Genomic DNA, 25832 nt, shown 5'->3' on the forward strand with positions numbered 1-25832 from the left:
GCTGCCCATCCTCCGCCCCACCTGAGCGTCCAACGCCTCACACCATCGCAGTGGTCGGCGCTCGTCGCCGGCGCGACGCCGCCGCTGGGTGCACTCGGCTACGGCATGTCCCCCGCACCCGGCCTGGCCACGGTAGCCGGCCAACCCCTGGCCGCCGCCGGCCCGCGCGTCGACGCCTGGTGCAGCTCCACACTGCAGGTCGGCGCCGGACGGTGCGGCAGCGTCCACTGGCAACATGACGGCCACTGGCTGTTCGGCTCGCTGCAGCTCGACGAAACCCTCCAGGCCGACGGCAGCATGCAGGCGCTCGCGCAGCGCGCCTACCAGGACGTGTTCGCCACACTGGCCCAGACCGGCTGCGACCACCTGCTGCGGCTGTGGAACTATCTGCCCGACATCAACGGCGACGGCGGCGGACTCGAGCGCTACCGCCAGTTCAACCTGGGGCGCCAGCAGGCCTTCTTCGACGCGCAGCGCCCCGCCTTCGAGGGCGCTCCAGCGGCCTGCGCGCTGGGCACGCAAGGCGGCCCGTTCTGCGTGCACTTCCTGGCCGGGAGTACGCGGCCGCTGCAGGTCGAGAACCCGCGGCAGGTGTCGGCCTATCACTACCCGAGCGAATACGGCCCGCGCAGCCCGAGCTTCTCGCGCGCGGCGGTGTTCGACGCCGGCGCGGGCCAGGTGGCGCTGCTGATCTCCGGCACGGCCAGCATCGTCGGCCACGCCAGCTTGCACGCCGGCGACGTGGCCGCACAAACGCGCGAGACGCTGACGAATCTGGAAGCGGTGCTCGGCGCCGCACGCCAGCGCAGCACCGCGCGCTTCGAGCTCGATCAGCTCTCGCTGACCGTGTACGTGCGCCACGCAAGCGACGCCCCGCAGGTGCTGTCGCTGCTCGGCGACGCGCTCGGCAACGACGCCGTGGCACTGCGGGATGCCGTGCTGCTGCAGGGCGACGTCTGCCGTCGCGAACTGCTGGTCGAGATCGAAGCCCACGCCTTCGCGCCCGGCGAGGTACGCGCGTGAGGCGGCTGGCCGGGAACGCCTGCATCGCCTCGCTGCTGGCCTGGACCGCCTCGCCGCCGGTCGCGGCCGAGGTGCAAAGACCGCTGTGGGAGCTGGGGCTCGGTGCGGCGGGCCTGCGCCTGCCGCACTACCGTGGCGCCGACCAGTCGCACGACTGGCTGCTGCCGCTGCCCTACGTCGTGTACCGCGGCAAGATCTTCAAGGCCGACCGCGACGGCGCGCGTGCCGTGCTGTTCGAGTCGGACCGGCTCGACTTCGATCTGAGCCTCGCCGCCACCGCGCCGACGCGCAGCGAGGACAACGACGCACGTCAGGGCATGAGCGATCTCGCGCCGACGCTCGAGCTCGGCCCCAACCTGAACTGGACCGCCGCCCGCGGCACCGGCTGGACGTTGCAACTGCGAGCGCCCCTGCGCGCGGCGCTGACGCTGGAGTCGCACGTGCGCGGGATCGGCTGGACCGCCACGCCGAATCTCAGCCTGGATGTCGAGAACGCCGGCGGCTCCGGCTGGAACCTCGGCCTGATGAGCGGTCCGCTGTTCGGCAGCCGCCGCTTCAACGCCTATTTCTACGACGTACCGGCGGCCGATGCCACCGCCGATCGACCGGCCTACCGCAGCCGCGGCGGCTACGCCGGGGCCCAGGCCACCGCGACGCTGTCGCGGCGTTTCGAGCGCACCTGGGCCGGCCTGTTCGTCCGTTACGACACACTGCACGGTGCGCGCTTCGCCGACAGCCCGCTGGTGCGCCAGCGCGACAACCTCTCGTTCGGCATCGCGTTCAGCTGGGTCTTCGCGACCTCGTCCGAGACCGTATCCTCCGACCGATGAAGCGCCTGTTCGCCCTTCCGTTGAGCCTGGCACTGCTCGCGCTGCTGCTGCTGCTCGGCGTGATGTCGACGATCTGGAACCTGACCGCGCTGCTGCTCTACCCGCTGCTGCCGCGCGATCGCGGCCTGGTCGTCGGCCGCGCCGGCATCGCCTACGGCTACCGTCTCTACTGGCTGCTGGCTTCGGCCAGCGGCATGATCAAGCTCGACGCGAACGCGCTCGATGCGTTCAAGGACGAGCCGCGGCTGATCCTCGTCGCCAACCATCCCAGCCTGCTCGATGCGCTGATGCTGGTGGCCCGCCTGCCCAAGAGCGCCTGCATCATGAAGGCCGGGCTGATGCACAACCCCTTCCTCGGCGCCGGCGCGCGGCTGGCGCGCTACATCCGCAACGACTCGCCGCGCGGCATGATCCGCCTCGCGGTGCAGGACCTGCAGCACGGCGGCCAGCTGGTGCTTTTTCCCGAGGGCACGCGCACCACGCGCCATCCGATCAACGCGTTCCGGCCCGGCGTGACGTTGATCGCCAAGCTGGCCAGGGCGCCGATCCAGACGGTCTTCATCGACACCGAGTCGCCCTACCTCGGCAAGGGCTGGCCGATCTGGAAGCTGCCGCCGCTGCCGATCCGCTTCTCGGTGCGGCTGGGCGAGCGCTTCGCGCCGCAGGACGATACCGATGCGCTGCTCGCACAGCTCGAAGCCTATTTCGCTGCCGGCGTGAAGCCGCCGGGCCCCGCCGCATGACGCCGTCGACCACGCACCTGGTGCTGATCCCCAGCTTCGACACCGGGGCCAGGCTCTGCGACACGGTGCGCGAGGCCCGCGCCGAGTGGAACCCCGTGTGGGTGGTGATCGACGGCAGCACCGACGGCAGCACGGCCGACGTGCAGCGCCTGGCCGTCGGCGATGCGGGGCTGCGCGTGCTGGTGCTGCCGCGCAACCAGGGCAAGGGCGCCGCGGTGCTGCACGGCCTGCTTGCTGCGCAGGCAGCCGGCTACACGCACGCGCTGACGATGGATGCCGATGGCCAGCACCCGGCCGCTCTGATTCCGGAGTTCATGCACGCCTCGCTCGCCCGGCCCGACACGATGATCCTCGGCCGCCCGGTGTTCGACGCCAGCGCACCGTTGCTGCGGGTGCGCGGACGGCGCGTCTCCAACGCCTGGACCGACCTCGAGACGCTGGGCGCCGGCGTGGCCGACTCGCTGTATGGATTTCGCGTCTACCCGATCGCCGCGCTGGCCGCGGTGATGGCGCGCCAGCCCTGGATGCGCCGCTTCGATTTCGACACCGAAGCGGTGGTGCGGCTCGCCTGGCGCGGCATCAAGCCGATCAACCGAGACGCACCGGTGAAATACCTTCGCCCGGAGGAAGGCGGCGTCTCGCACTTCCGCTACGGCCGCGACAACCTGCTGCTCACCTGGATGCACACGCGGCTGATGCTGGAGTTCCTGCTGCGGCTGCCGGTGCTGCTGTGGCGCCGTCTGCGGCGGTTGCCGCCATTCCAGGCTTGAGCCCGATCGTCCGCTGCTGACCAGGCCATCGGGTGAACGGCTGCGTTCGTGCCCAGCCGCTTGTATCGCGTCTGGGCGTTCGGCAGCCGGGAGTCGCCTTCCGGCGCCCCCGCGCGGCCTCACTCCCCCGGCGCCGGCCTTGCGGCCGACCCCTCCTCCTTTACCTCTCTTCGCCATTCACCCGACGCCCTGGTCGCACGCACCACCGTGGCAAGCGAAGGTCTTCAAGTCCCCGCGGTCCGCGATGTATCGACGCGCCGTGGCGGGCCGCTGTGTGGAGCGAGGTAGAGGAGGAGCGGTCGGCCCGCAGGGCGAACCGCGGGGGACACGAGCGCAACACAGTGGACCGGCGCGGCGCCCGCACCCGTTCGCACTACAAACAATGCCCTCAAGCAGGCGCCACTCGCTCCGGCAGCACCCCGGCCAGCGGCACCCAGCGGCGCAGCAGCGGGGTGGTGATCACGGTGCTGAAGAGGGCCATCAGCACCAGCATCGTGAACAGCTCGCGGCCGATCACGCCGAGGTCGTAGCCGACGTTGATGACGATCAATTCCATCAGCCCGCGCGTGTTCATCAGCACGCCGATGATGCGAGCCTCCGCGGGCGACTGACCGGCACGGCGCGCCGCCAGCCAGCAGCCGCCCAGCTTTCCCAAGGTGGCCAGCCCGATCAGCAGCGCGCACCAGCCCCAGTCCGAGGCCGTTCCCAGCGAGCCGACATCGGTGCGCAGGCCGGTGTAGGTGAAGAAGATCGGCAGGAAGAACACGTTGACGAAGCTGCCGACCTTGTCGTTCCAGGCCTGCACGAAGCGGCGCTCCTGGTGCAGCAGCACACCGATCATGAAGCCGCCGAACACCGCGAAGATGCCGAGCTGGTAGGTCGTCATGCCGGCCACGAACACCGCCGCGATCACGCCACCCATCAGCGTGGCCGGCAGCTCGCGCTCGCCGGCCTGAGCCAACTGGGCGCGCACGAAGCGCCTCAGCAGCGGGCGCACACCCCACCAGCACACCACGCCGAACAGCAGCACGCCGAGCGCGTGCAGCCCGAAGCTCCAGGGCACCAGCCCCGAGGTGCTGAGCGCGGTGACGATCGCCAGCAGCAGCCAGCCGAACACGTCGCTGACCGCTGCGGCGCTGATGGCGATCACGCCGACCGGCCGTCGCGTCAGCTCGAACTCCATCATGATGCGCCCGAGCACCGGCATCGCCGTGATCGAGAACGCCGTCGCGATGAACAGCGCGAAGCTCAATCGGTTGGGCGTGGGCACCAGCGCGGCCGGCACCAGGGCCGCGAACAGCAGGCCCAGCGCGAACGGCGCCACCAGCCCGGCGACCGACACCGCGAGCACCGCGCGCCGGTTGCGCCGCTCACGCAGGTGCGCGAAATCGAACTCCAGGCCGATCTGGAACATCAGCAGCAGCAGACCGATCTGCGACAGGATGTTCAGTGGCTGCGGCGGTGTCGAGCGGAACACGAGGTCGAACAGGCCGGGCGCCAGCAGGCCGAACAGCGAGGGCCCGAGCAGGATGCCGACCACGATCTCCCCCACAACCAGCGCCTGGCCGACGCGCCGCGCCAGCGCGCCGCCGGCTCGTGCCGCCAGCACGATGATGGCCAGCTGCAGCAGCGTGAAGAACAGCAGCTGTTCGGTGGCGTGGACGCCCGATGCACCGGGGCTCACAGCATGCCGCCGTTGATCGAGATGATCTGTCCGGTGATGTAGCCCGCCGCGGGGCTGGCGAGGAAGCCCGCCAGATCGGCCACTTCCTCGGGCGTGCCGGCGCGCTTGCACGGCACCAGCTGCGCGATGGTCGCGGCATCGAAGGCGGCATCGGCCATCGGTGAGGCGATGATGCCCGGCGCGATGGCATTGACGGTGACGCCCCGGCTCGCGACCTCCAGAGACAGAGCCTTTGTCGCGCTGTTGAGCGCGCCCTTGGCCGCCGCGTAGTTCACCTGGCCGCGGTTGCCGGCCAGTGCCGCGACCGAGGAGATGTTGATCACCCGGCCCCACCGGGTGCGCAGCATCGGCAGCAGCAGCGGCTGGGTCACGTGGAAGAAGCCGTGCAGCGACACATCGATCACGCGGTGCCACTGCTCGGCGCGCATGCCGGGGAACACCGCGTCGTCGTGCACGCCGGCGTTGTTGACGATCACCTGCACCGGTCCGCCCTCGAGCAGGCGCTCGCAGGCCGTGCGCGAGGCATCAGCGTCGGTCAGGTCGAACACGCAGCACTCGGCCTGGCCACCGTCGCCACGGATCGCCTCGGCCAGTTGCTCCACCGCCTGCGGCCGCGCGTTGGCGTGCAGCAGCAGCGACGCGCCATCGCGCGCCAGCCGACGGGCGATCGCGGCACCGAGCGCGCCACTGGCGCCGGTGACGAGGGCACGCTTGTGGTCCAGGCTCATGGCTCGATCTCCGGTGACGGCTGGTCGCGCGCGGCGGGCGCCCTCGCGAGCGGCGTGTCGAGCACCACGGTCGCGCGCCCGTCGACCAGCAAGCGGCCGTGCTCGTCGCTGACTTCGAAGCGGTACATCACCTGCCTGGCCTCGCCGGCCAGGCGCTCGGCGCGCACCTGCAGCGGCCCGGCCACGCCGTCGAGCCGCGCGACTGCCAGCCGCACGTTGCGCACGCTCGCCAGGTAGCCGGGCCGCGGCCCGGCCCCGGGCGGAGCGAGCAGCGCGCCGTGCAGCGCCATAGCCTGTGCGGCGTACTCGATCGCACACGGCGACAGCAGACCGCTGGCGCTGCGCAGGGGATGGTCGGGCTCACGATGGTTCACGGCGACGCAGTGGATGTGCTCCGGCGACCAGGACACGAGCCGGTCGAGCAGGCACATGCGGCCCTGGTGCGGGATGCGCAGCGCGATGCCGGCACGGTCCATCATGGCCGGCGCGGCAGCCGGGAAGGCCTCAGGCATGGGGCCGGACCTCGACCGTGAAGCCCTCCAGTCCCTCGATGCGCAGCGAGGCCGGCGCACCGCCGGCCAGCGCGCGCAGCAGCGGCAGGCTGCGGGCGGCCGGCACGCCGAGGCGCAGCGCATCGAGTGCGGCATCGCCGCAGTCGCTCGCCGGTGCATCGGCCTCGCTGCTGCGCAGCGTCAGCATCGGCAGCGGCGCGTCGCCCGGATCGACATCGAGCAGCAAGGCCACGCCGAAGGCGCCCGACAGGGGCCGCACGCCATGCAGCGGCTCCGGGTAAGGCGCATCGCCGGCCACCAGCAGCACCGGCCGGCGGGCGCTCATGCACTGCGCCATCGCCTCCAGCAGGCCGGCACCGAAGCTGCCGTCGTGCGCGCAGAGGCTGGTCGAAGGCGCGCGGCTGGTGGTGGCGATGTGCCAGTAGCCCGCCACCGCGTTGTGCACCGAGTTGGTAAAGCGTGTCGGCGAGATCGCGCGCTGCGGCGTCGCCAGCGCTTCGCACAGCGCATGGCAGTTGGCGGCGTCGCCGCTCGATGCGGTGAACACCGTCGCCAGGCTCTGGGTATCGATGCCGGCCTGCGCGCAGGCCTGGTCGGCCACGGCCATCGACAGCTTGACGATGTCGCCGGCGCGGCGGCGCTCGGCCGGCGGCAGCCGGCCCGGGGCCGTCAGCACGGTCGGCTGGACAACCCAGGCGGACGGATCGCGCAGCATCTGCCGGCCCGCGCTCCAGTCGGTCAGGCCCGGCCCCAGCAGGCCGATGCCTCGCACAACTACGCACAGGGCTGCGCTCATGCGGCCGCTCCGAAGACGAGGCAGGCGTTGGATCCGCCGAAGCCGAAGGAATTGCTCGCCACCAGGCCGAGGCGCGACTCGACATTGGCATCGAGATAGCGGCTGCGCAGCGCCGTGTCGGGCACGCGCCGGTTCAGGCCGCCCGGCATCAGGCCATGCTGCAGCGCCAGCATCGAAATCGCCGCCTCGACGCCGCCCGCCGCACCCAGCGTGTGGCCGGTCGCGCCCTTGGTCGAGCTGCAGGGCAGCCGATCGCCGAACACCGTGCACACGGCCAGGTCCTCGGCGCTGTCGTTGTTGGGCGTCGCGGTGCCGTGGAGGTTGAGGTAATCGATCTCGTCCGGCCCCACGCCGGCCTGCGCGAGCGCCGCCTGCATGGCCTCGGCTGCGCCGGCGCCTTGCGGATGCGGGCTGCTCATGTGGTAGCCGTCGCTGCTCTCGCCGACGCCGCGCAGCCAGGCCTTCGGAGCGTCGGCGTCACGCTCCAGCAGCGCAAAGGCTGCGGCCTCGCCGAGCGACAGGCCGTGGCGCTGTGCATCCCAGGGCCGGCAGATGTCGTTCGACAGCAGCTCGAGCGAGTTGAAGCCATACAGCGTGGTGAGGCAGAGGCTGTCGACGCCACCGACCACGGCCGCGTCGATCACGCCCAGCTCGATCAGCCGGGCCGCGTGACCGAACACCTTGGCGCTCGAAGAGCAGGCGGTCGACACGGCGCAGGACGGCCCTTGCAGCTCGAGCGCGCGGCGGGTGAAGTCGACCACCGAATAGGTGTTGTGCGTCTGCGCGTAGCGGAAATCAGCCGGCAGTGCGCCGGTCGCCGGATCGCGGCGGCGGTAGGCCAGTTCGGTCTGCAGGATGCCCGAGGTGCTGGTGCCGAGGAACACGCCGATGCGGCGCGGCCCGAAGCGCGCCCGCGCCCGCGCCACGCCGGCCGCGAAGCCGTCGGCCTGCAGCCCGAGCCAGGCCAGCCGGTTGTTGCGGCAGTCGAAGTCGGCCAGCGCAGGCGGCAGCATCTGCGCATCGACGCCCTCGACCTCGCCGATCCAGGTGTCGAGCGCCACGGTCTCGAAGCTCTTGCGTGCCAGGCCGCTGCGGCCGGCGCGCAGCGCAGCCAGCGTGGCCGCGCGGCCGACGCCCAGCGCGCTGGCCAGCGTGTAGGCGGTCACCGCCAGCGGCGTCATGCGGCCGGCGCCAGCCGCCGACGCCGCGGTGGTGTCGTTCACATCGCTCATGGGGCGCTCGCCGTCCCGCGCGGCGGCAGCGCGGCCGTCAGCGTCACGCAGCGCAGCCCGGCGGCATGGCACCGGGCCAGCAGCAGCGGCAGCACCTCCAGCAGCACCGGTTGGCCGGCCGCCGTCTTCGCTGCATGGCCATCGTGCAGCAGCAGGATGTCGCCGGCAGCGAGGCCGCGTGTCAGGCGTTCGAGCACGCGCTGGGGCGCGCGCTCGCGCGTGTCGAAGCCGCGCCGCGTCCAGCTCACCAGGTGCAGACCGAGCCGGTGCAGCACCGGGTCGAGGAAGGGGTTGCGCAAGCCCGCAGGCGCGCGGAAGCAGTGCGGGCGGCGGCCGGTGATGTCGCTCAGTACCTGCTGCGCGCGGTCGAGCTCGGCGGCATAGCCGCGCGGTCCGAGCATCGCGAAGTTGTGGCGGTGGACATGGCTGTGGTTCTGCACGCAGTGGCCGCGCGCCAGGATCTCGCGCGTCAGCGCCGGCTGGGCCGCGGCGCGCGTCGCGATGCAGAAGAAGCTCGCCTTCGCGCCGTGCCGGTCCAGCAGGTCGAGCACCGCGGGCGTGACCGCCGGGTCCGGGCCGTCGTCGATGGTCAGCGCGATCTCGCCGTGCGCGGCGCTGGCGTCGGGCAGCCGCGTGACGTTGGGGCCGAGCAGCCCGCTGCGCGGCCACAGTCCGGCCGCGGTGAGCGCCGCGTGGTTGGCCAGCACGCTGCCGAAAGCCCACGGAGCCGCCCCCGGCACGGCGATCGCCGCGCCGGCCGCCACCGCATGCAGGCCGAGGCTGGCGCGCAGCAGCGGTGGCATCGGCCAGGCGGCGCTCGAGGAGGAGGCGTGGGACATGGGGAAAGCCGCCGCGGTGGCGGGGCGCTGGCGGGTTACTGCAAGCGGCAATTTTCCCACAGCACGTTGACTGCAAGGCCGCGCCGGACCCGCGATCAGGCAGCACGCTCCAGGCGCAGCGGCCGCGAGCAGGCCGCCGCCAGCAGCAGCGCCAGCAGCGCCCCGGGGGCCACCACCCGCCCGATCGCCGACAGCGCCGGGATGTCCGACAGCGCGATCAGCCCGAACGACGCCACCGTGGTCAGGTTGGCCAGCAGCAGCGAGGCCAGCGTGTCGTCGCTGACAGGCGCCGGGTCTCCGGCCGCGTTGCGGGCGGGGGCGTTCTGGATCTGGTCGAAGAACAGCGCGTAGTTCGAGCCCACCGCCACCACCAGCAGCAGACCGACCAGGTGAAGAATGCCCAGAGCCACGTCCAGCAGCGCCAATCCGGCCAGCGTGAGCAGCACCGCCAGCGCGAGCGGCAGGCACACGGCGAACAGCCGCGGCAGCGAGCGCAGGGAGAGAGCCAGCAGCAGCACCACCGCCAGCGCGCCCAGCAGGGCCTGCAGGAAGGCCTCGTGGAGGTAGCTGCCGTAGAGGCTGTTCAGTTCGAGGCCGATGTCGACCACCTCGAGGCCACTCAGCCCCTGCAAGGCCGCGCGCAGGCGCTCGGCGCCCAGTTCGGTGGGGCCGGGCTGCAGCGCGATCAGCGCCGACCAGCCGCCGTCGCGACGCGGCAGCATCAACGCGTCGACCGCCGAAGCCAGCGGGTTGCCGTTCAGCGCCGCGCGCTCGACGGGTGCCAGGTCGCGCCCCTGCTGCACCTCGGCGATGAAAGGCTCCAGGCGCGCGGATTTCAGCGGGCCGCCGGCGGTGGCCTGCAGCAGCCGCTCGCGCAGCTCCGCCGCCTCGGGCAGCGCCGCCTGGCGGGCGCGCTGCGTGGCCACGCTCGGCAGCAGCCGGGCCGGCGACTCATAGCCGGCCAGCAGGCCTTGCGCCACGAGCGCGTCGAGCCGTGCGCCGGCGGCCTCGGCCGCGCGCAATGCGGCCTGTTCGTCGGCGCCGGTGGCCACGACCAGCGTGCGTGCGTCGCTGGCGCCGAGGTCGGCGCGCAGTTGCTCGGCGAGCGCCAGTGCCGCCTCAGGCACCGGGCTCAGCGAACCGAGGCTGCCGCGCCACAGCGGTTCGCTGCGCGTCGCCAGCAGGACGATGGCCGCGGCGCCCAGCAGGAAGAAGGCCACACGCAGCCGCGGCAACCGCCGCAACGCCGCCCCGGCCCAGCGGCCCATCGACTGCCGCAGGCCGCGCCCTGCCGCACCGTCGGGCACCAGCACCGGCAGCACGAAGCGCGTCGCCAGTGCGGCGCCGGTGAGCCCGGCCATCGAGAACACGCCGAGTTGCGCCAGGCCCGGGAAGCCCGAGAACGCCAGCGCCGCGAAGCCGCACACCGACGTGAGCAGGCCCAGCCGCACCGTGGGCCAGTTGTCCTTCAGCCAGTGCTGCCAGCCACTGCCGGGTGCCGCGGCGCCGCGCGCCTGGATCAGGTAGTAGATCGCGTAGTCGACCGCCTCGCCGATCAGCGTGCTGCCGAACGCCAGCGTGAAGCCATGCACCGTGCCGAAGCCGACACTCACCGCCGCGATGCCCGCGACGATACCGGTCGCCACCGGCAGCAATGCCACGGCCAGCGCCGGAAGCGACGCGAACGCCAGCAGCAGCAGGCCGCCCATCACCAGGCTGCCGACGAGGGCCAGCTGGATCGCCTCGTGCTCGATCTGCGCGCGGCTCTGCACCGCGAACACCGGGGCGCCGCTGAGCTGCAGCGTCAGCCCCTGCGCGGCCAGCGGTGCGAAAGCCAGTCGCACGCGCTCGACCGCGTCGGCCTGGCCGTCGAGATCGGCGCCGGCGGCGTGCGTGATGAGCAGCAGCAAGGCGCGCGGCGCCGTTCGGGCAACCCACACGCCCTCCTCGCTGCGCGGCGCACTGGTCGGGATCAGCGATTCGGCGATGCGCTGCATCTCGCCGGTCGGGTCGCGCTCGAGCAGCGGCTTGACGGCATTGCCGGCCGGCGTGCCGAGCAGCGACAGCGTCTCGTCGATCGCATCTCGCAGCCCGGCGACGCTGAAGCGCTCCGGCGTCACCGCCGGGCTGAGTTGGTAGCGGTGCTCGACCAGCCAGCTGCCGGCGGTGGCCCAATCGCCGGAGCCCTGGCTGCGGTCGCCGTTCTGCACCTGATCGAATCGACCGCTGTCGCGCAGGGCTGCGGCCAGCGCGCGCGACGCCTGGGCCCGCTGCGCCGAATCACCGCCGTCGATGCCGACCAGCAGCGTGCGCGCCGCCACGCCGTTCTGCAGTTGCTCGATCAGCACGCGCTGCCGTGCGTCGGGACGGGCCGGCAGGAAGGCCGACAGGTCGGTGCTGAAGCTGGTGCGGGCGATCAGCACGCCACCCACCAGCATGCCGGCGAACCACAGCAGCAGCACGAGCCAGCTGCGCTGGTGCAGCCACGGCGCGGAGCGCCGCGTCACGGCTGCACCGGTGCCGAGGCGGCCGTGCCCGCGGACAGCGGATCGATGCTCATCACCGAGCGATCGCCGCCCACCAGCAGCATCTCGATGCTGTACAGCGCGCCCTGCTGACCGGCGATGCGAACGCTGCGCACCTGGCCCGCCAGCCGGCTGTCGGCGGGCACGAGGTCGAGCGTCCACTTCTCCGCGCTGCCGGCCAGCTGAGCGCGAAAGTAGCGCGTCAGCGTCTGCGCATTGCCGGTCAGCGTGGCACGCATCGCCTCGACCAGCGCCACCAGTTCGGGCGTCGCGTCGAGCGCGAAGCTGCGGCTGCGACCGCTGCGGGTGAGCGTGAGCGTGTTGCCCTCCACCACCATCGATTCGGGGCGCGGTTGGAGCGTGTGCCGCGCCAGGCGGTCGGGCGCCGCGAAGCTGAGCGTGCCGCTGGCCTCGAGCGGCTGGTCCAGGCCCTGCACGTGTCGCAGTTCGGTGAATCGCGCCTCGCCACTGCGTCGCCGGGCCAGCAGCGCCATCAGCTCGGGCAGTTCGAAACTCGGCCCCGCGGCCGGCGCGGCGCCGGAGGCCCCCAGTGCCAGCCAGGCGGCCGCCTGCCCCGCGTGCTTCAGCCAGCGGCGCCGTTCAGCGGCGTGGCGCATCTTCCCGCCAGAAATCATGGAAGTTGAACCAGTTGTAGGGGTGCTCGCGGCACAGCGCCTCGAGCCGCGTGGCATAGGTCTGCACCGCCTCGCGGATCTGCCGCTCGCGCTCGGCAGGATCGCCGGCGCGCTCGCTGAAGTCGGCCAGCGGCGCGAATCGGACCTCGTAGCGGTTGCCGCCCAGGTAGAGCCCGGCCATGAAGATGACGCGCCGGCGCAGCAGCGCGGCCAGCCGGAAGGGACCGTCGTTGAACTCGGCGGGCTGCCCGAGAAAGGAAACCGAGACGCTGCTCGACCGGGTCGAGCTGCCTTCGGGCAGCGAGCGGTCGGCCAGCATGCCGGCCAGGCCGCCGGCGTCGAGCCAGTCACGGATCGCCAGCATCGAGTCCATGCGGCCGAGCGCGATGATGTCGGCGCGGAAGTCGGGCGCCACCGCGGCCAGCGCGCTGTTGATGAGGCGGGCGTTGTCGGGGTACATCACCATCGCGATGCGCAGCGCCGGGCGCGTGCGGCCCACCACATGCAGCGCCTCGAAGCTGCCCAGGTGCGCGCCCACCAGGAAGGCGCCGCGCCCGTCGGCCAGCGTTGCGTCGATCAGCGATTCGCCGTGCACCTGCACGTCGAACAGGTCCATGCGTCCGCCGAGGAAATAGACCCGGTCGAGGATGGTCGACGCGAAGCCGTGCACCTGCCGGTAGGCGTCGGACAGGCGGGCTGGACGGCCCAGAACGCGACCGAGATAGCGGCGCGACTGCCGCCGCGGCCCGGCCGCGAACAGCAGGAAATACAGCGTGATGGGATGCAGCAACCAGCGCGCCATGCGCCGGCCGCCGTGCAGCGCGATCCAGCTCATCACGCGCAGCGCGAAGGCGTTGCTGCGCTCGGGTTCGCGGGTCCAGTCGATGGGCACCTCGTCGCGGTGGCGGGTGGTCTGCGAGCCCGCGCTCATGCCGCGGTCTCCGGCTGCAGCAGCCCGCTGGCGGCCAGCACCTCGCCGCGCCGCACCTCGAAGCGCAGGCCGCGGGGCTCGTCGTGCAGCAGGATGCCCAACTCGTCGCCGGGGCCGACCGGCGCCAGGAACTTCGCCTGCGCCAGCGTCGGCCGCTCGCCCAGGCGCGCCGCCAGACCGGGCGATGTCTGCACGGCCTCCATCACCTCGGCCAGCAGCAACACGCCGGGCCACAGCGGCTGCCCCGGGAAATGCCCCGCGAACGCCGGGTGGTCGGCCGCCACGCGGCGCGTGATGCACAGGGCGGCGTCGCTCACGGCGCCGCCCGGTTGCCGAGTCGCGCCTGCGCGAACTGCGCGAGCGCGCCGGCGGTGAGCTTGCCGGTCGCCTCGCGTGGCAGTGCGTCGACATGCACCACCCGGCGTGGCACGAACACCGCCTCGAGCCGTGCACGCAAGGCCGCGATGAGCCGTGCGCCGCTCAACCCCGGCGCCACGACGAAGGCCACCGGCCGGACCACGCCGTCGGCGACGTCCTCGGGCAGCCAGAACGCGCCGTCGACCACGCCCTCGATGCTGTTGAGGTGGTAGTTCAGGTGCGCCAGCGAACTGCGCTTGCCGGCCACGTGGATCAGGTCATTGGCACGCCCGAGCAGCCGGAAGCGCTGCGCGCCGTCGAGCTGCAGCACGTCGGCGAGCGGCGTCGGCTGCAGAACGTGCCCGCCGTCGACGATGAAGCGCTCGGACTCTCCCTCGCCTTCGCTGTGCACGCGCAGCGCGCCGAAGGTCTGCCATGACTCGCCATGCACCGTGCGGCGCGTCGCCACCTGCCCGGCCTCGGTGCAGCCGTAGATCTCGACCAGCGGCCCGCCGAAGGCGCGCTCAGCCTGCAGCGCGAGCTGCGGCGACAGCGGCGCGGTCGCGCACAGCACCAGGTCGGTCGGCGGCAGCGCCACGCCGGACAGCAGCAGGGTCTTCAGGTGGAACGGCGTGGTGACCAGCGCGCGCGGGCGCGGCAGGCGCGCCAGGGCCTGCACGATGTCGGCCGGGTAGAACGGCCGCGCGCTGTCGAAAGCCGCGCCGCCCAGCAGCGCCAGCAGCACGCTCGACTCGAAGCCGTAGCTGTGCTGCGCCGGCACCGTGGCCACGACGTTCAGACCAGCCAGCGAGGGGCGCTCCAGCACCTCGGCGAGGCGCTGCGACGCGGCACGGATGTTGGCGACCAGCGCGCCCCAGGATTTCGCATGCGGCTGCGGCTCACCGGTCGACCCCGAGGTCAGCAGGCAGGCGGCTTCCAGGTCGGCGGCGATGCACGGCACCGTCGCCGAGCCCGGCACCGCCGCGTCGGTCGCGGCCCGCAGCAGCGGCACGCCGTCGACGGCGAGGCCTTCGTCGTCCGTCAGGGCCTGGAGCGTCGGGTCAGACCGGCGCAGGCGCGCCAGCGTGTCAGGCAGCGCGTTCGGCGGCAACAGGCTGGTCCGGCCGCGCAGCAGCGCCGCGCCCAGGCCGACCGCGAAGCGATAGCGGTCGCCGCACAGGTTGACCAGCGGGCCGACGGCCGCCAAGCGCGCCGACTGGGCAGCCACATCGGCCAGGAACTGGCGACCGCTGACGGCGACGCCGCCACGCCAGGCCAGCGGTGCGTCGAGGTCGGCGCGCTCGATCAGCGGCAGCAGGGCAGGCCGGGCAGTCGTCAAGGCGGCCTCCTCGCTCATCGCCTCGCTGCGTCGCCGTTCACCGGCTTTTGGCTGTAGGCGCGCACGGCCGCGGCCAGCGTGGCACGTTCGAACTCGGGGTGCAGGCGGTAGCGCAGCAGATGTTCACCGGCGAACAGCGCGGCGATCAGCGCGGGCGTGATCAGGTTCGCCAGCAACGACCACACGCTCCATGGCGCCAGCGCATAGACGCACAGCGACGCCAGCGTCATGGCGAGGAAATAGCCGGCCCACAGGCGCGTGACCTTGCCGGTGTAGACCCGCATCTCCGGCGACAGCCCCCCGTGCACGCGCTGCGCCACGCCGCCGATCAGCGACAGACGCCCTGGCCGCAGCGAGGCCGCGAAACTGACGAACAACGCGAAATGGATGCCGGCATGCTGCAACACGTAGAGGCGGTTCACGTCGCCGACGCCACCGCGCGCGACGATGCCGTAGAGCCCGAGCAGCGCGAACCCCAGCCCGGCGAGCAGCGGACCGTTGCGCTGCCGCAGCGCGAAGCCCAACGCCGCCAGCAGCAGCGGGCCGAACAGCGCCGCGATGGCCCAGGGCTGGTTGGCCGCGTGAACCATCAGCCAGTGGGAAAGGACTGCGTAGGCCGCTGCCGCCAGCAGCCCGAGACTGAGGCGCCCGTTCGGCATGACGAGGCTCTGGCTCTCAGGTACTGCGGTGCTTGGCGACATGCGTCGCAAGACTGCGCAAGGACTGGAAGATCAGCTGGTTGTTCTCGTCGTCGGATCGCAACTGGAAACCGTAGCGTCGCGAGACCTCGAGCGCGACCTCCAGGATGTCGATCGAATCGAGGCCGAGGCCTTCGCCGTACAACGGTGCGTTCGGATCGATGTCGGCCGGTGCGACCTCGAGATTCAGGGCTTCGACCAGCAGCACCGCCAGTTCATGCTCCGACGCGGACTTTTCCAGCGGAGCACCGGCAGCGGACTGGATGACTTGGACGGACGGCACACGACTCCCTGATGACACGTACTCTGTGGGCCTGAATTCTAAGGGAGGCCGATCGCCGGGCCCGCGGCACGGCCGCCGGCAAAGAAAAGGCCCCGCGGGCACGGACGCCCACGGAGCCTGCCCGTCTCGATCCGACGGGTGCCGGACCCGAGACTGTCGGCCCGCCGTCAGTAGCGGTAGCGGTCCGGCCGACCGTCGCCGTTGCGATCGCGGTAGCCGTCCTGGCCGCGGCGGTCGTCGCGGTAGCCGTCGCGACGACCGTGGTCATGCCAGCGGCCTTCGCGCCAGTAGCCGCGGGGCCCGGGTTGCACATAGACCGGCGCCGGCTGGTAGACGATGGGCGCCGGGCGGTAGTACACCGGCGGAGGCGGGGCGTAGACCACCGGCGGCGGCGCGTAGACGACCGGCGGCGGTGCATAGACCACCTGCGGCCCCGGGTAGAAGATGCCCGGCAGGTTGATGCCGATGTGCCAGTTCACACCGCCGGCATGCGCCGCGCCGGTGGCTGCCAGCCCGGCGAGGCCGAGTGCGGCGACGGCCAGGGTCTTGCGGATCGCTTGCTTCATACGGTCTCCTTGTCAGGACGCTTCCGAGGGGAAGGTTTTCATGTCCGTACTGCTATGAACGGGTCAGCCCCCAGACAGGTTCACAGCGATCCGTATCCAGATGCAAGAAAGCGGGTGAAGTTTTGTGAATGCGGCACCCCGCAGCCGCCAGGAGGTCGCTCCTTAGAATGGCCGATTCCCTTTCCCGCCCGCAATGAACCACGCTCCCAAGAAGCCCGGCCCGGGCGCCGCTCCCGCCGAGATGCACCGCCCCGGCAATTTCCTGCGCGGCATCATCGAGCGCGACCTGGACGCCGGCACGTATGCCGGCCGACGCTACGCCGGATCGCCCGGCGACGCCGCCCACCACGCCGGCGCGCCGCCCGACGCCGCGAAGATCCGCACCCGCTTCCCGCCCGAGCCCAACGGCTACCTGCACGTGGGCCACGCCAAGAGCATCTGCCTGAACTTCGGGCTGGCGCGCGATTACGGCGGTGTGTGTCACCTGCGCTTCGACGACACCAATCCCGAGAAGGAAGAGCAGGAGTACGTCGACGCCATCGTCGACGCGGTCAAGTGGCTCGGCTTCGACTGGCAGGGCCGCGATCCCGCCCGCCCGGAGACGTTGGTGAACCACCTGTACTACGCCAGCGACTACTTCGACTTCATGTACCGCGCGGCAGAGGCCCTGATCGCGGCCGGCTACGCCTACGTGGACGAGCAGACCGCCGAGCAGATGCGCGCCACCCGCGGCGACTTCAACACGCCCGGCACCGACAGCCCGTTCCGCAGCCGCACGCCGGCCGAGAACCTGACGCGTTTTCGGGCCATGCGCGACGGCGAGCTCGCAGACGGCGCCGCGGTGCTGCGTGCCCGGATCGACATGGCCTCGCCCAACATCAACCTGCGCGACCCGGCCATCTACCGCATCAAGCGCGCGACGCACCACAACACCGGCGACACCTGGTGCATCTACCCGATGTACACCTACGCGCATCCGATCGAGGACGCGCTGGAGGGCATCACCCACAGCATCTGCACGCTGGAGTTCGAGGACCAGCGCCCGTTCTACGACTGGCTGCTCGACACGCTGTGCACGCTGGGCCTGCTGGCGCAGCCGCGCCCGCACCAGCACGAGTTCGCACGGCTCAACCTGACCTACGTGGTCACCAGCAAGCGCAAGCTCAAGCAACTGGTGGACGAGGGCCATGTCGACGGCTGGGACGACCCGCGCATGCCCACCCTTGTGGGCCTGCGCCGGCGTGGCTACACGCCCGAGAGCATCCAGCTGTTCTGCGAGCGCATCGGCGTCAGCAAGGACTACAGCTGGATCGACTACGCCACGCTCGACGCCGCGCTGCGCGACGACCTGGAAGGCAAGGCACCGCGCGCGATGGCTGTCCTCGATCCGTTGAAGCTCAAGCTCACGAACTGGGCCGAGGTGTTCGGCAGCGCCGACCACCTGGAGCCCTGCCACGCGCCGGCCCACCCTCACCTGCCCGAACTGGGCACGCGAGCGTTCACGCTCGGCCCCGAGGTTTGGATCGAACGCGACGACTTTGCGGAGTCGCCGCCGAAGGGCTTCTTCCGCCTCTTCCCCGGCAACAAGGTGCGGCTGAAGTACGGCGTGGTGGTCGAGTGCACCGGCTGCGAGAAGGACGCCGACGGCACGCCGAACGCCGTGCTCGCCACGGTGGTGCCGGACACCAAGAGCGGCACGCCCGGCGCCGACGCGGTGAAGGTCAAGGGAACGATCACCTGGGTGGGCGTGCACGAGGCCGTGCCGGCCGAAGTGCGGCTGTACGACCGCCTGTTCACCGAGGCGCAACCCGACGCCGGCGGGCGCGACTTCTTGACGGTGCTGAACCCGCAGAGCAAGCGGGTCGTGACCGGCTACGTCGAGCCCTCGCTCGCGCACGTGGCGGCCGACGCGCGGCTGCAGATCGAGCGGCACGGCTACTTCGTGGCGGACGCCGGTGCGCACCAGCCGGCCCAGCCGGTGTTCAACCGGATCACCGGCCTGAAGGACTCCTGGGCCAGGTAGCTCGCCGCGCGAGCAGTCCGATGAGCACGCCGCCGGCGCCCCACAGCGCCACCGGCAACCAGGCCATTGCCGGCGCCATCGCGGCGCTCGTGGGCCAGCCCGCAAGCACCGCGCCGATGCGGGCGATCGCGGCGAGCGCGAGCATGGCGAACATCGTGCCGAGCGCCAGCCCTTCCCGTCCGCTGCGCCCCAGGTCCGCGGCCGACGAGAACATCGCCACCAGCATGCCGCCCCAGGCTGCGCCGGCAACGATCTGCGCCGCGATCAGCAGCGGCAGCGACCCGGCGTTCGCGGCCGCCAGTGCACTGCCCGCCCCCACCAGCGCGGCCGAGGCCATCAGCGCCAGAGCGCCGTGGCGCCTGCACAGCGCGCCACCGGCCACCATGGCCACGCCGAAGCCGACCCAGAACAGCGGCATCAGCAATTCCAGCGCAGCCGGCCGGACGAAGCGCAGGTACTGCGCCGCGGCATTGAGCGAGACATGGGACTGGAAGGCTGCGGCCAGCATCAGGATGCCGACCATCCACGCGGTTTGACGCGCGTCCAGCACCCGCGGCGCCTGTGGCTGTGTCGGCGCGGTGGCGGTCGCCGCTGCGGTCGACCGCCGCGCCAGACTGCGCTCCAGGTGGATGATGCCTGCCGTCGCCGCCAGCAGCGTCAGGCTGGAGATCGCGAACGGCAGGCGCGGATCGACGTCCCTCAGCACCACGCCGAGGAAGGGTGCGGTGGCTCCGCCGGCGGCCAGACCGACCAGCGTCAGCGCGTTCAGCCAAGGCAGCGCCGGCCGCGCGGCGTACTTGCCGAGCAGCACCCAGGGTGGCGCCCGCAGTGCCGACGAGGTGAGAGTCCACACCACGGTCAGTCCGAGCGCCAGCAGTGGCGCTGCGCCACCCAGCCGCACGGCATGTGGCAGCAGCAGGAAGGCGACGCAGGAAACCGCCGTTGCCCCGACGATCCAGGGCCCGATGCGGCCGAGCGTGCGCTGCACCCGGTCGGCGAAGACGCCGCTGGCCACGTCGGCGACCAGGAACACCACCTGGTCGAGCAGCAGGATCCACGGCGTCCACGCTGCGGGCAGCCCGGCGGACTCGAGCAGACGCGGCAGGAAGAGAACGTAGAGGGTCCAGGTGGTGACGAACAGGAACTGCACCACCGCGATGTAGAGCGCGGCGCCGGCAGGCACGGAGGGGCGTGGGCTGTCGCTGTTCATCGTGAGCTTGTCGCGCCCGGGGCGGGCGCATGTGGGGGCCGGTGGAGCACCGGCGCGCAGAGCTTACCCAAGCGGACCGCCTCCGGGCACTCCCGCAGCCTCGATGCGCCGCCGGCCCGGGCGTCCGGGCCGGCGCCTCACAGGAACATGCCGCCCGAGGCCTCGATGCGCTGCGCGTTGACCCAGCCGTTGTCGTCCGACAGCAGCGCCGCGATCACCCGGCCGATGTCGTCGGGCCGCCCCACGCGACCCAGCGCGGTCTGAGAGGCGATGTAGGCATTGAGGTCCTTGCGGTCGCGCACCGCGCCGCCGCCGAAGTCGGTCTCGATCGCGCCGGGCGCCACCACGTTGACGGCGATGCCGCGTGCGCCCAGTTCCTTGGCCTGGTAGCGCGTCAGCACCTCCACCGCGCCCTTCATCGCCGCATAGGCTGCGTAGCCGGGCAGCGCGAAGCGCGTCAGGCCGGTGGAGATGTTGACGATGCGCCCGCCGTCGGCCAGCAAGGGCAGCAGTGCCTGCGTCAGGAAGAACGGGCCCTTGAGCTGGATGTTCATCAGCTCGTCGAACTGCGCCTCGGTGGTCTCTGCGAAGGACGCATGGATACCGATACCGGCGTTGTTGACCAGATGGTCGAAGTGCCCCCTCTGCCAGCGGCCGGCGAGCTGCTCGCGCACCGCGGCGGCGAAGCCGGCGAAGGACGCGCTGTCGGCCACGTCGAGCGGCAGCGCCACCGCGCGGGTGCCTTGGCGCTCGATCTCGGCCACCACGGCGTCGGCCTCGTCGCGGCGGCTGCGGTAGGTGAGGATCACGTCCACGCCGCGGGCGGCGAGCTGGAGCGCGGCATTGCGGCCGAGGCCGCGGCTGCCGCCCGTCACGAGAGCGATCTTGCCGGTGGGGATGGGGGGGCTGTTCATGAGAACTCCTGTCGTGAAGAGAGACGTTGCAGTCGGGGCCGGATGGCGCCTGATCCGATCCCTTCACTTTATTGAGGCAAATCAATAAGATAAATACGCCTTAGTTAGCTAGACTGTCCCTATAAAACGAACAGTAGAGTCCACAGCATGAGCCTGCTCCAGGAAATGGGCGTCTACGCCCGCGTGGCCGAACTGGCCAGCTTCACCCAGGCCGCGCAGAGCCTGGGCCTGCCCAAGGCCAGCGTCTCCGCGGCGGTGCAGCGGCTCGAGGCGGTGCTCGGCACGCGCCTGCTGCACCGCACGACGCGGCGCGTGCACATGACCCAGGACGGGCTGGCGTTCTACGAGCGCTGCAAGGACATGCTCGCCGACGTGGAGGAACTGCAGACGATGTTCCGGCCGGCGCCGTCGGCGCTGCGCGGACGGCTGCGGATCGACATGCCGCTGGGCGCGGCGCGCAACATCGTCGTGCCACGGCTGCCGGAGTTCATGGCGGCGCACCCGGCGCTGGAGGTCGAGCTGAGCAGCACCGACCGCCGCGTCGACGTGGTGCGCGAAGGTTTCGACTGCGTGCTGCGCGCGGGCAGCCTGGTCGACTCGAGCCTGGTCGCGCGCCCGCTGGGCCACTACCGGATGGTCAACTGCGTGAGCCCGGGCTATGTCGCCACGCATGGCATCCCCGTCACGCTGGACGATCTGCCCCGGCATCGGCTGGTGCACTACGTGCCGACGCTGGGCGCGCGCTCGGCAGGCTTCGAGTACGTGGACGAGGCCGCCGGCCCGCAGACCCGTTTCCTGCCGATGCCCGGGCCGCTGAGCGTGAACAATTCCGAGGCCTACCTGGCCGCCTGTCTGGCCGGGCTGGGGATGATCCAGGTGCCGGAGGCCGCGGTGCGACGGCTGTTCGCGGACGGCCAGCTCGTCGAGGTGCTGCCGGCCTGGCGCGCCGCGCCGCTGCCGGTCTCGCTGCTGTACGCGCACCGCCGCCACCTGCCCCAGCGGGTGCAGGCCTTCATGGCCTGGGTGGCCGAGATCCTGCAGCCTCACCTCGTCCCGATCGGCACGGTCCCGCCATGAAGTCACATGCCGCGCGCATCGAGGGCAACCCCGACGGAAAGACCCCGCCCGCAGGCGCATGATCGGTGCGTCGACCCGACCGCAAGGAGGCCCGCTATGAGCACCACCACCCTGCCCGACGACGGCAACTTCTCCAAGCTGATCGACCAGCAGCTCGAACTCGCCGCGGCCCGCCTGCCGGCACTCGACCGCAGCGTCGTGCACCCTTCGCCCGAGGACCACGATGAGATTCCGGTGGCCCACCCCACGCTCGAGGACGTGCTGCTCGGCAACGCCGAAGCCACGCCCGAGATGCTGGAGGAACTGGCCGCGCTGGAGGCTGCGCCCGAGCTCAGCGAAGAGGAGCTGGCGCGCCAGGCCCTGGCCCACGGCGGCGAGGACGGCGACGCCTCGACGCCCGGCTAGCGTCGACCGGCCCTAGCCGAACACGCGGTCGAACACGGCCGTCAGCGCGGCGTGCTGGCGATCATCCGGCATCGGCCCGCGCAGCGCCTCGAGGTTCTGCGCCATGTGATCCGGGTCGGTGGTGGCCGGGATCACGCAGCTCACCGCCGGGTGCACCAGTTCCCACTTCAGCACCAGCGGCGCCCAGGCGCTGCAGCCCAGTTCGGCGGCGAACGGCGGCAGCGGCTCGTTGCGCAGCCGGCGCGGCACGCTGCCGCCGTCGAACGGACGGTTCAGCACGACGGCCATGCCGCGGGCGGCGGCCAGGCGCATCAATGGCTCGGCGCGTCGGTCGGCGGGGTTGTAGGTGATCTGCAGTGTGTCGAGGTCGCGCTCGCTGTCGAGCAGTTCGCGCACCGTGTCGTGCTTGTTGCCGTGCGAGGTGGTCAGGCCGAGGTGGCGCACCCGGCCTTCGGCGCGCCAGCGACGCAGCGTCGGCAGGTGGGCCGACCAGTTCAGCAGGTTGTGCACCTGCATCAGGTCGCAGCGCGGCAGCCCCCACAGGTCGAGCGAGCGCTGCATCTGCGTGGGGCCATAGCTGCCGATCGGCGTCCAGACCTTGGTGGCGCTGAACAGCGCCTTCGGCTGCGGCAGTGCCGGCAGCAAGGCACCCAGCACGGCCTCGGCGTGGCCGTACATCGGCGAGGAGTCGATCAGGCGCCCGCCGCCGGCGAAGAAACGCGCCAGCACCTGGCCGCGCCGCGCCAGCGCCTCGGCATCGCCCGGCGACACGTCGAAGCTGAGCCAGGTGCCCATGCCCACCACCGGCACCCGCTCGCCGCTGCGGGCGATGGGTCGGGTGAGCACAGGAAGCCCGGCTTGCGCCGCAGCGGCCATGACGGGCGGCAGCACGGTCGCCGCAACGGCACCCGCACCCGCCTGAGCCAGGAACACTCGGCGGTCCATCGCGCTGTGCCTCCGGGCTGGACGGTTCGCGGCGCCGTGGCCGTCTTGGGCCGAGCGCTGGCCGTCCGTCAGTCGCCGCGCGGCCGCGGGTCGGCGATCTCGCGCACTTCCACGTCGACGACCTCGCCGCGCGACGGCACGTCGGCGCGAGCCCCCGGCGAGCGCCGCGCTGCGGCGGCCGCGCGGAAGCGGTTCCAGTCGGCGCCGGGGTGACGGCCGAAGCGCACGGCCCGGGGCCGCTTGCCTTGCAGCAGCGCCCACACCACCAGCACCGCGCCGAGGGTGAGGCCGAGCACCACCACGCCGAGCATGAACACCAGGCCCGCAAGGGTCAGCGCCATCTTCAGCACCAGGGAGACGGCCCCGCGCAGGCTGCGGTTCAGGGCTTCGATCCAGTCGTTCGTCATGGTCATCGGTGTCTGATACGCGAGAGGCCCCAGGGTTCCCCGCGGGGGAATCGGTCGACATTCTGGCGGCAGCCCCTTGAGTTTCGGCGCCGCGGGCCGCAACTGCCAGGGTCGTCGCTCGCCGAGCGATGCGGATGACCCGGAGGTGCTGCAATGTGGAAACGTCTGTCGGTGCTGTGGCTCGCGGTGCGCGGGGACGCGCGCCAGCTCTGGTACGCGCTGCGCCACCCGGCTGCACCACTGTGGTTGAAGGCGGGCACGGCGATGGTGGTGCTCTACCTGTTCTCGCCGCTGGACCTGATCCCCGACGTCGTGCCCTTCTTCGGCGTGGTCGACGACCTGGTGCTGGTGCCGCTGGCCATCCGCTTCATGCTCAAGCGCCTGCCCACGGGGGTGCGAGAGCATGCCGAGCGGCGCGCCGCCGGGACGGTCGACGCGGCAGGCTGAAGCGCCCGCCCTACCCTACTCCACCACCTTCACCAACTGGCCGGCCTTGGGCTCGTCGGTCGCGCCGTAGAGGCCGTTGATCAGGCGCAGCTGCTGCTCTGCGTTGCTGCTGATCGGCGAGCGCCGGGCCAGCTCGGCGAAGCCGCCGCGCGGATAGGCGACGGACTTCAGCGCCCACGGCCGGGCTGCGCTGCGGTCGGCGGCGGTGAGCGCGCGGAACGAGCCTTCGGCTTCGCGCAGCTGCGGGCGGGCGTTCTGCAATGCGGCGGCGTTCTTTCCCGCGTACAGCAGCGCGTAGTTCTTCGCGCCCGGACCGGTCACCAGCGTCGCCTCGACGTTCTGCGTCTGGCCCTGCTGGTTCTGGCGCGCGCCGACGAAATGGGTGGCGCTCAGGCCGTTCAGCGTGAGCGGCTCGGTGCGTCCCTGGCTCGGCTTGATGACGTTGCGGATGATCTCTTCGTGGGTCTTGCCGGCCTTGTCGGGCACGGTCTGCATGATGAGCCCCGCATCGCCGGCCGCGTTGACCACCGTCACGGCATCCTGCGCGTTCTGGATCTTCCAGCCCTGCGGCGCCGTGAGCGCGATGCCCAGCGGCTCGTGATAGAAATTGCGCCCGCGCGTCACGCCCTGCTCGCGGCTGTCGCCGAACGGCAGGCCGTTGACGGCCTGCAAATAGCGGGTGCGCCCGTCGTCGACGTAGCCGCTGCCCTTGTAGCCGGCGGCGATCTGCGTGATCTGCTGCAGGCGCTGCTCGTTGCTCGGGTGCGAGGCCAGCCAGTCGCCGCCCTGGCGCGGCGTTCGGCCTTCGGCCTTGGCCTGGTCGGCGGCGAACTGCTCCTGGCGCTTGAGCACCCGGATCACGTCGACCATGTTCTGCGGGTCGTAGCGGTTGCGTGACAGGTACTCGGCGCCCAGCTGGTCGGCCTGCAGCTCCTGCTCGCGGCTGTACGAGGCCACGTAGCCGGCGGCCACGCTCTGCGAGACCTGGCTCGCCACGTCGCCCACGCCCAGCACGGCGCCCAGCACGCTGGCGGCCAGCACGCCGATGCCGGCGGTCTGCTGGCGCGTGGCACGCTGCGCGCCGTGGCGCGCCGTCACGTGGCCGATCTCGTGGCCGATGACGCCGGCCAGATCGGCCTCGCTTTCCATGTAGGCCATGATCCCGCGCGTCACATAGACGTAGCCGCCGGGCAGCGCGAAGGCGTTGATCTCGGGGCTGTCGAGCACCGTGAAGGTCCACTGCAGGTTGGCACGGTGCGACTGCTTCGCGAGGCGCTGGCCCAGGTCGTCGACATAGGCCTGGACCTTGGCGTCGTCATAGGCGCCGTACTCGGCCAGCACCTGCTGGTGGGCCTTCTTGCCCTCGGCGATCTCGGCCTCCTCGCTCATCACCGTGCGCTCCTCGCGGCCGGTGACCGGGTTCACCACCGTGGCGCACGAGGCCAGCAGGCCGGTGGCCAGCAGCAGGGGCAGGAACAGCTGTCGCATCGTCGAGAAATCTCCGTCGGTGGCCGTCGGCGAGACGGCGGGGAACGCGGCCATGTTGCCACCAGCCGTACCGACCGCGGCGGATCGGGCGCCGACGGCCGGCGCACCGGCGGGCTCAGTGCGGCTTGCGCGGCCCGCGGCCTTCGTGGAAGGCCTTGGGACGGATCACGTTGCCGTCCTGGTCGGCGTCGCGGCGCGCGGCGCGGCGGATGATCTCGTCGGCCGCGCGGGCCGCCGCCCGGCGCTGGCCCGGCCAGCGCCACAGCGCCACCGCGCGCTGGCGGCCGGCCCGCCAGGCGCGCCGCGCGGCGGCGTCGAAACGGTCGCGGCGCCGTGCACCGGCCACCAGGCGCAGCAGCAGCACGACGCAGATGGCGAGTGCGATTCCCGCCAAGACCCGATCGATCAACGCCAGTTCCATACCG

General features: G+C 71.9%; 28 protein-coding genes. 8 read left to right on the forward strand and 20 right to left on the reverse strand.

Translation table 11 applies throughout. The features are described from left to right. Positions 1 to 105: 105 nt before the first annotated feature. The 4 genes from ASC67_RS14285 to ASC67_RS14300 are packed head-to-tail and all read left to right on the forward strand — an operon-like array spanning position 106 to position 3366. Entirely contained in the window at positions 106 to 1023 is a 918-nt protein-coding gene (locus tag ASC67_RS14285) for a hypothetical protein (RefSeq protein WP_310731987.1), read from the forward strand. Continuing rightward, entirely contained in the window at positions 1020 to 1853 is an 834-nt protein-coding gene (locus ASC67_RS14290) for a MipA/OmpV family protein (protein WP_056322280.1), read from the forward strand. The genes ASC67_RS14285 and ASC67_RS14290 overlap by 4 nt, the downstream gene beginning before the upstream one ends. Next, complete coding sequence (locus ASC67_RS14295) at positions 1850 to 2596, forward strand: lysophospholipid acyltransferase family protein (RefSeq protein ID WP_156466778.1); 747 nt, start codon at positions 1850 to 1852, stop codon at positions 2594 to 2596. The genes ASC67_RS14290 and ASC67_RS14295 overlap by 4 nt, the downstream gene beginning before the upstream one ends. Next, positions 2593 to 3366: a glycosyltransferase family 2 protein gene (locus tag ASC67_RS14300; RefSeq protein WP_056322284.1), complete on the forward strand. Its 774-nt coding sequence runs from the start codon at positions 2593 to 2595 to the stop codon at positions 3364 to 3366. Before ASC67_RS14295 ends, ASC67_RS14300 begins: the two co-directional genes overlap by 4 nt. Before the next feature lie 388 nt (positions 3367 to 3754). Here ASC67_RS14300 and ASC67_RS14305 read toward each other — a convergent pair whose 3' ends face one another. The 14 genes from ASC67_RS14305 to ASC67_RS14365 form a co-directional block, all read right to left on the reverse strand. Further along, on the reverse strand, positions 3755 to 5050 hold the full coding sequence (locus tag ASC67_RS14305; protein WP_056322287.1) for a cation:proton antiporter: 1296 nt from the start codon (positions 5048 to 5050) through the stop codon (positions 3755 to 3757). Next, complete coding sequence (fabG, locus tag ASC67_RS14310; protein WP_056322292.1) at positions 5047 to 5778, reverse strand: 3-oxoacyl-ACP reductase FabG; 732 nt, start codon at positions 5776 to 5778, stop codon at positions 5047 to 5049. Before fabG ends, ASC67_RS14305 begins: the two co-directional genes overlap by 4 nt. After that, complete coding sequence (locus ASC67_RS14315; protein WP_056322298.1) at positions 5775 to 6290, reverse strand: hotdog family protein; 516 nt, start codon at positions 6288 to 6290, stop codon at positions 5775 to 5777. Before ASC67_RS14315 ends, fabG begins: the two co-directional genes overlap by 4 nt. After that, the gene (locus ASC67_RS14320) at positions 6283 to 7086 is read right to left on the reverse strand and encodes a beta-ketoacyl synthase chain length factor (protein WP_056322303.1); all 804 of its coding nucleotides are present in this window, start codon (positions 7084 to 7086) and stop codon (positions 6283 to 6285) included. The genes ASC67_RS14315 and ASC67_RS14320 overlap by 8 nt, the downstream gene beginning before the upstream one ends. Further along, entirely contained in the window at positions 7083 to 8267 is a 1185-nt protein-coding gene (locus tag ASC67_RS14325) for a beta-ketoacyl-[acyl-carrier-protein] synthase family protein (protein WP_056323152.1), read from the reverse strand. Before ASC67_RS14325 ends, ASC67_RS14320 begins: the two co-directional genes overlap by 4 nt. A gap of 47 nt (positions 8268 to 8314) precedes the next feature. Beyond that, a complete protein-coding gene (locus tag ASC67_RS14330) occupies positions 8315 to 9157 on the reverse strand; it encodes a polysaccharide deacetylase family protein (protein ID WP_056322306.1) in 843 nt (280 codons plus the stop codon). Between the two features lie 95 nt (positions 9158 to 9252). After that, positions 9253 to 11595, reverse strand: a complete 2343-nt coding sequence (locus ASC67_RS14335) for an MMPL family transporter (protein ID WP_235566349.1) — start codon at positions 11593 to 11595, stop codon at positions 9253 to 9255. 65 nt (positions 11596 to 11660) lie between these two features. Then, positions 11661 to 12317, reverse strand: a complete 657-nt coding sequence (locus ASC67_RS14340; RefSeq protein WP_056322315.1) for a LolA-related protein — start codon at positions 12315 to 12317, stop codon at positions 11661 to 11663. Beyond that, positions 12283 to 13248, reverse strand: a complete 966-nt coding sequence (locus ASC67_RS14345; protein ID WP_056322318.1) for an acyl-CoA synthetase — start codon at positions 13246 to 13248, stop codon at positions 12283 to 12285. The genes ASC67_RS14340 and ASC67_RS14345 overlap by 35 nt, the downstream gene beginning before the upstream one ends. Then, on the reverse strand, positions 13245 to 13565 hold the full coding sequence (locus ASC67_RS21065) for a 3-hydroxyacyl-ACP dehydratase (RefSeq protein ID WP_235566337.1): 321 nt from the start codon (positions 13563 to 13565) through the stop codon (positions 13245 to 13247). Before ASC67_RS21065 ends, ASC67_RS14345 begins: the two co-directional genes overlap by 4 nt. Next, positions 13562 to 14944, reverse strand: a complete 1383-nt coding sequence (locus ASC67_RS14350) for an AMP-binding protein (protein WP_235566338.1) — start codon at positions 14942 to 14944, stop codon at positions 13562 to 13564. Before ASC67_RS14350 ends, ASC67_RS21065 begins: the two co-directional genes overlap by 4 nt. A gap of 14 nt (positions 14945 to 14958) precedes the next feature. Further along, a complete protein-coding gene (locus tag ASC67_RS14355; protein ID WP_056322322.1) occupies positions 14959 to 15603 on the reverse strand; it encodes a hypothetical protein in 645 nt (214 codons plus the stop codon). Positions 15604 to 15619: 16 nt separating this feature from the next. Further along, entirely contained in the window at positions 15620 to 15925 is a 306-nt protein-coding gene (locus ASC67_RS14360) for a phosphopantetheine-binding protein (RefSeq protein WP_156466780.1), read from the reverse strand. Between the two features lie 167 nt (positions 15926 to 16092). Next, positions 16093 to 16491 (reverse strand): hypothetical protein, encoded by a 399-nt coding sequence (locus ASC67_RS14365; RefSeq protein WP_056322329.1) that lies wholly within the window; start codon positions 16489 to 16491, stop codon positions 16093 to 16095. A gap of 193 nt (positions 16492 to 16684) precedes the next feature. Between ASC67_RS14365 and ASC67_RS14370 the strand changes: the two genes are divergently transcribed. After that, on the forward strand, positions 16685 to 18514 hold the full coding sequence (locus ASC67_RS14370) for a glutamine--tRNA ligase/YqeY domain fusion protein (RefSeq protein WP_056322334.1): 1830 nt from the start codon (positions 16685 to 16687) through the stop codon (positions 18512 to 18514). Here ASC67_RS14370 and ASC67_RS14375 read toward each other — a convergent pair. Both ASC67_RS14375 and ASC67_RS14380 read right to left on the reverse strand, forming a co-directional pair. Continuing rightward, complete coding sequence (locus ASC67_RS14375) at positions 18483 to 19724, reverse strand: hypothetical protein (RefSeq protein WP_056322337.1); 1242 nt, start codon at positions 19722 to 19724, stop codon at positions 18483 to 18485. The two genes, ASC67_RS14370 and ASC67_RS14375, sit on opposite strands and share 32 nt — an antisense overlap. Positions 19725 to 19861: 137 nt before the next feature. Continuing rightward, complete coding sequence (locus ASC67_RS14380) at positions 19862 to 20638, reverse strand: SDR family NAD(P)-dependent oxidoreductase (RefSeq protein ID WP_056322342.1); 777 nt, start codon at positions 20636 to 20638, stop codon at positions 19862 to 19864. A 147-nt stretch (positions 20639 to 20785) separates the two neighbouring features. Between ASC67_RS14380 and ASC67_RS14385 the strand changes: the two genes are divergently transcribed. After that, entirely contained in the window at positions 20786 to 21715 is a 930-nt protein-coding gene (locus tag ASC67_RS14385) for a LysR family transcriptional regulator (RefSeq protein WP_056322346.1), read from the forward strand. A 96-nt stretch (positions 21716 to 21811) separates the two neighbouring features. Beyond that, positions 21812 to 22120 carry a hypothetical protein gene (locus tag ASC67_RS14390; protein WP_056322349.1) on the forward strand — a complete coding sequence of 103 codons (309 nt, stop codon included), beginning with the start codon at positions 21812 to 21814 and terminating at the stop codon, positions 22118 to 22120. Between the two features lie 12 nt (positions 22121 to 22132). Here the strand turns inward: ASC67_RS14390 and ASC67_RS14395 are convergent, their stop codons facing one another. Next, entirely contained in the window at positions 22133 to 23065 is a 933-nt protein-coding gene (locus tag ASC67_RS14395) for an aldo/keto reductase (RefSeq protein ID WP_235566339.1), read from the reverse strand. A gap of 68 nt (positions 23066 to 23133) precedes the next feature. Next, on the reverse strand, positions 23134 to 23478 hold the full coding sequence (locus ASC67_RS14400) for a hypothetical protein (RefSeq protein WP_156466781.1): 345 nt from the start codon (positions 23476 to 23478) through the stop codon (positions 23134 to 23136). Positions 23479 to 23625: 147 nt separating this feature from the next. Here ASC67_RS14400 and ASC67_RS14405 point away from each other — a divergent pair, with 147 nt between their 5' ends. Further along, complete coding sequence (locus tag ASC67_RS14405; RefSeq protein ID WP_056322356.1) at positions 23626 to 23919, forward strand: YkvA family protein; 294 nt, start codon at positions 23626 to 23628, stop codon at positions 23917 to 23919. A 15-nt stretch (positions 23920 to 23934) separates the two neighbouring features. On the opposite strand, the gene ASC67_RS14410 is transcribed toward ASC67_RS14405, so the two are convergent. Beyond that, positions 23935 to 25461: a M48 family metalloprotease gene (locus ASC67_RS14410; protein ID WP_235566341.1), complete on the reverse strand. Its 1527-nt coding sequence runs from the start codon at positions 25459 to 25461 to the stop codon at positions 23935 to 23937. A 61-nt stretch (positions 25462 to 25522) separates the two neighbouring features. Next, positions 25523 to 25828, reverse strand: coding sequence for a hypothetical protein (locus ASC67_RS14415; RefSeq protein ID WP_056322360.1), 306 nt, complete (start codon positions 25826 to 25828; stop codon positions 25523 to 25525). Positions 25829 to 25832 lie beyond the last annotated feature (4 nt).

The organism is Methylibium sp. Root1272 (assembly GCF_001425905.1).
Lineage (GTDB): Bacteria > Pseudomonadota > Gammaproteobacteria > Burkholderiales > Burkholderiaceae_C > Methylibium.

Bases quoted from the DNA above. Each gene is read 5' to 3' on its own strand.
- ASC67_RS14285 (WP_310731987.1), top strand. From the start codon at position 106: ATGTCCCCCGCACCCGGCCTGGCCACGGTAGCCGGCCAACCCCTGGCC.
- ASC67_RS14295 (WP_156466778.1), top strand. From the start codon at position 1,850: ATGAAGCGCCTGTTCGCCCTTCCGTTGAGCCTGGCACTGCTCGCGCTG.
- ASC67_RS14300 (WP_056322284.1), top strand. From the start codon at position 2,593: ATGACGCCGTCGACCACGCACCTGGTGCTGATCCCCAGCTTCGACACC.
- fabG (WP_056322292.1), bottom strand. From the start codon at position 5,778: ATGAGCCTGGACCACAAGCGTGCCCTCGTCACCGGCGCCAGTGGCGCG.
- ASC67_RS14315 (WP_056322298.1), bottom strand. From the start codon at position 6,290: ATGCCTGAGGCCTTCCCGGCTGCCGCGCCGGCCATGATGGACCGTGCC.
- ASC67_RS14320 (WP_056322303.1), bottom strand. From the start codon at position 7,086: ATGAGCGCAGCCCTGTGCGTAGTTGTGCGAGGCATCGGCCTGCTGGGG.
- ASC67_RS14325 (WP_056323152.1), bottom strand. From the start codon at position 8,267: ATGACGCCGCTGGCGGTGACCGCCTACACGCTGGCCAGCGCGCTGGGC.
- ASC67_RS14330 (WP_056322306.1), bottom strand. From the start codon at position 9,157: ATGTCCCACGCCTCCTCCTCGAGCGCCGCCTGGCCGATGCCACCGCTG.
- ASC67_RS14335 (WP_235566349.1), bottom strand. From the start codon at position 11,595: ATGCTGGTGGGTGGCGTGCTGATCGCCCGCACCAGCTTCAGCACCGAC.
- ASC67_RS14340 (WP_056322315.1), bottom strand. From the start codon at position 12,317: ATGATTTCTGGCGGGAAGATGCGCCACGCCGCTGAACGGCGCCGCTGG.
- ASC67_RS14345 (WP_056322318.1), bottom strand. From the start codon at position 13,248: ATGAGCGCGGGCTCGCAGACCACCCGCCACCGCGACGAGGTGCCCATC.
- ASC67_RS14355 (WP_056322322.1), bottom strand. From the start codon at position 15,603: ATGCCGAACGGGCGCCTCAGTCTCGGGCTGCTGGCGGCAGCGGCCTAC.
- ASC67_RS14365 (WP_056322329.1), bottom strand. From the start codon at position 16,491: ATGAAGCAAGCGATCCGCAAGACCCTGGCCGTCGCCGCACTCGGCCTC.
- ASC67_RS14370 (WP_056322334.1), top strand. From the start codon at position 16,685: ATGAACCACGCTCCCAAGAAGCCCGGCCCGGGCGCCGCTCCCGCCGAG.
- ASC67_RS14375 (WP_056322337.1), bottom strand. From the start codon at position 19,724: ATGAACAGCGACAGCCCACGCCCCTCCGTGCCTGCCGGCGCCGCGCTC.
- ASC67_RS14380 (WP_056322342.1), bottom strand. From the start codon at position 20,638: ATGAACAGCCCCCCCATCCCCACCGGCAAGATCGCTCTCGTGACGGGC.
- ASC67_RS14385 (WP_056322346.1), top strand. From the start codon at position 20,786: ATGAGCCTGCTCCAGGAAATGGGCGTCTACGCCCGCGTGGCCGAACTG.
- ASC67_RS14390 (WP_056322349.1), top strand. From the start codon at position 21,812: ATGAGCACCACCACCCTGCCCGACGACGGCAACTTCTCCAAGCTGATC.
- ASC67_RS14395 (WP_235566339.1), bottom strand. From the start codon at position 23,065: ATGGACCGCCGAGTGTTCCTGGCTCAGGCGGGTGCGGGTGCCGTTGCG.
- ASC67_RS14400 (WP_156466781.1), bottom strand. From the start codon at position 23,478: ATGACCATGACGAACGACTGGATCGAAGCCCTGAACCGCAGCCTGCGC.
- ASC67_RS14405 (WP_056322356.1), top strand. From the start codon at position 23,626: ATGTGGAAACGTCTGTCGGTGCTGTGGCTCGCGGTGCGCGGGGACGCG.
- ASC67_RS14410 (WP_235566341.1), bottom strand. From the start codon at position 25,461: ATGGCCGCGTTCCCCGCCGTCTCGCCGACGGCCACCGACGGAGATTTC.
- ASC67_RS14415 (WP_056322360.1), bottom strand. From the start codon at position 25,828: ATGGAACTGGCGTTGATCGATCGGGTCTTGGCGGGAATCGCACTCGCC.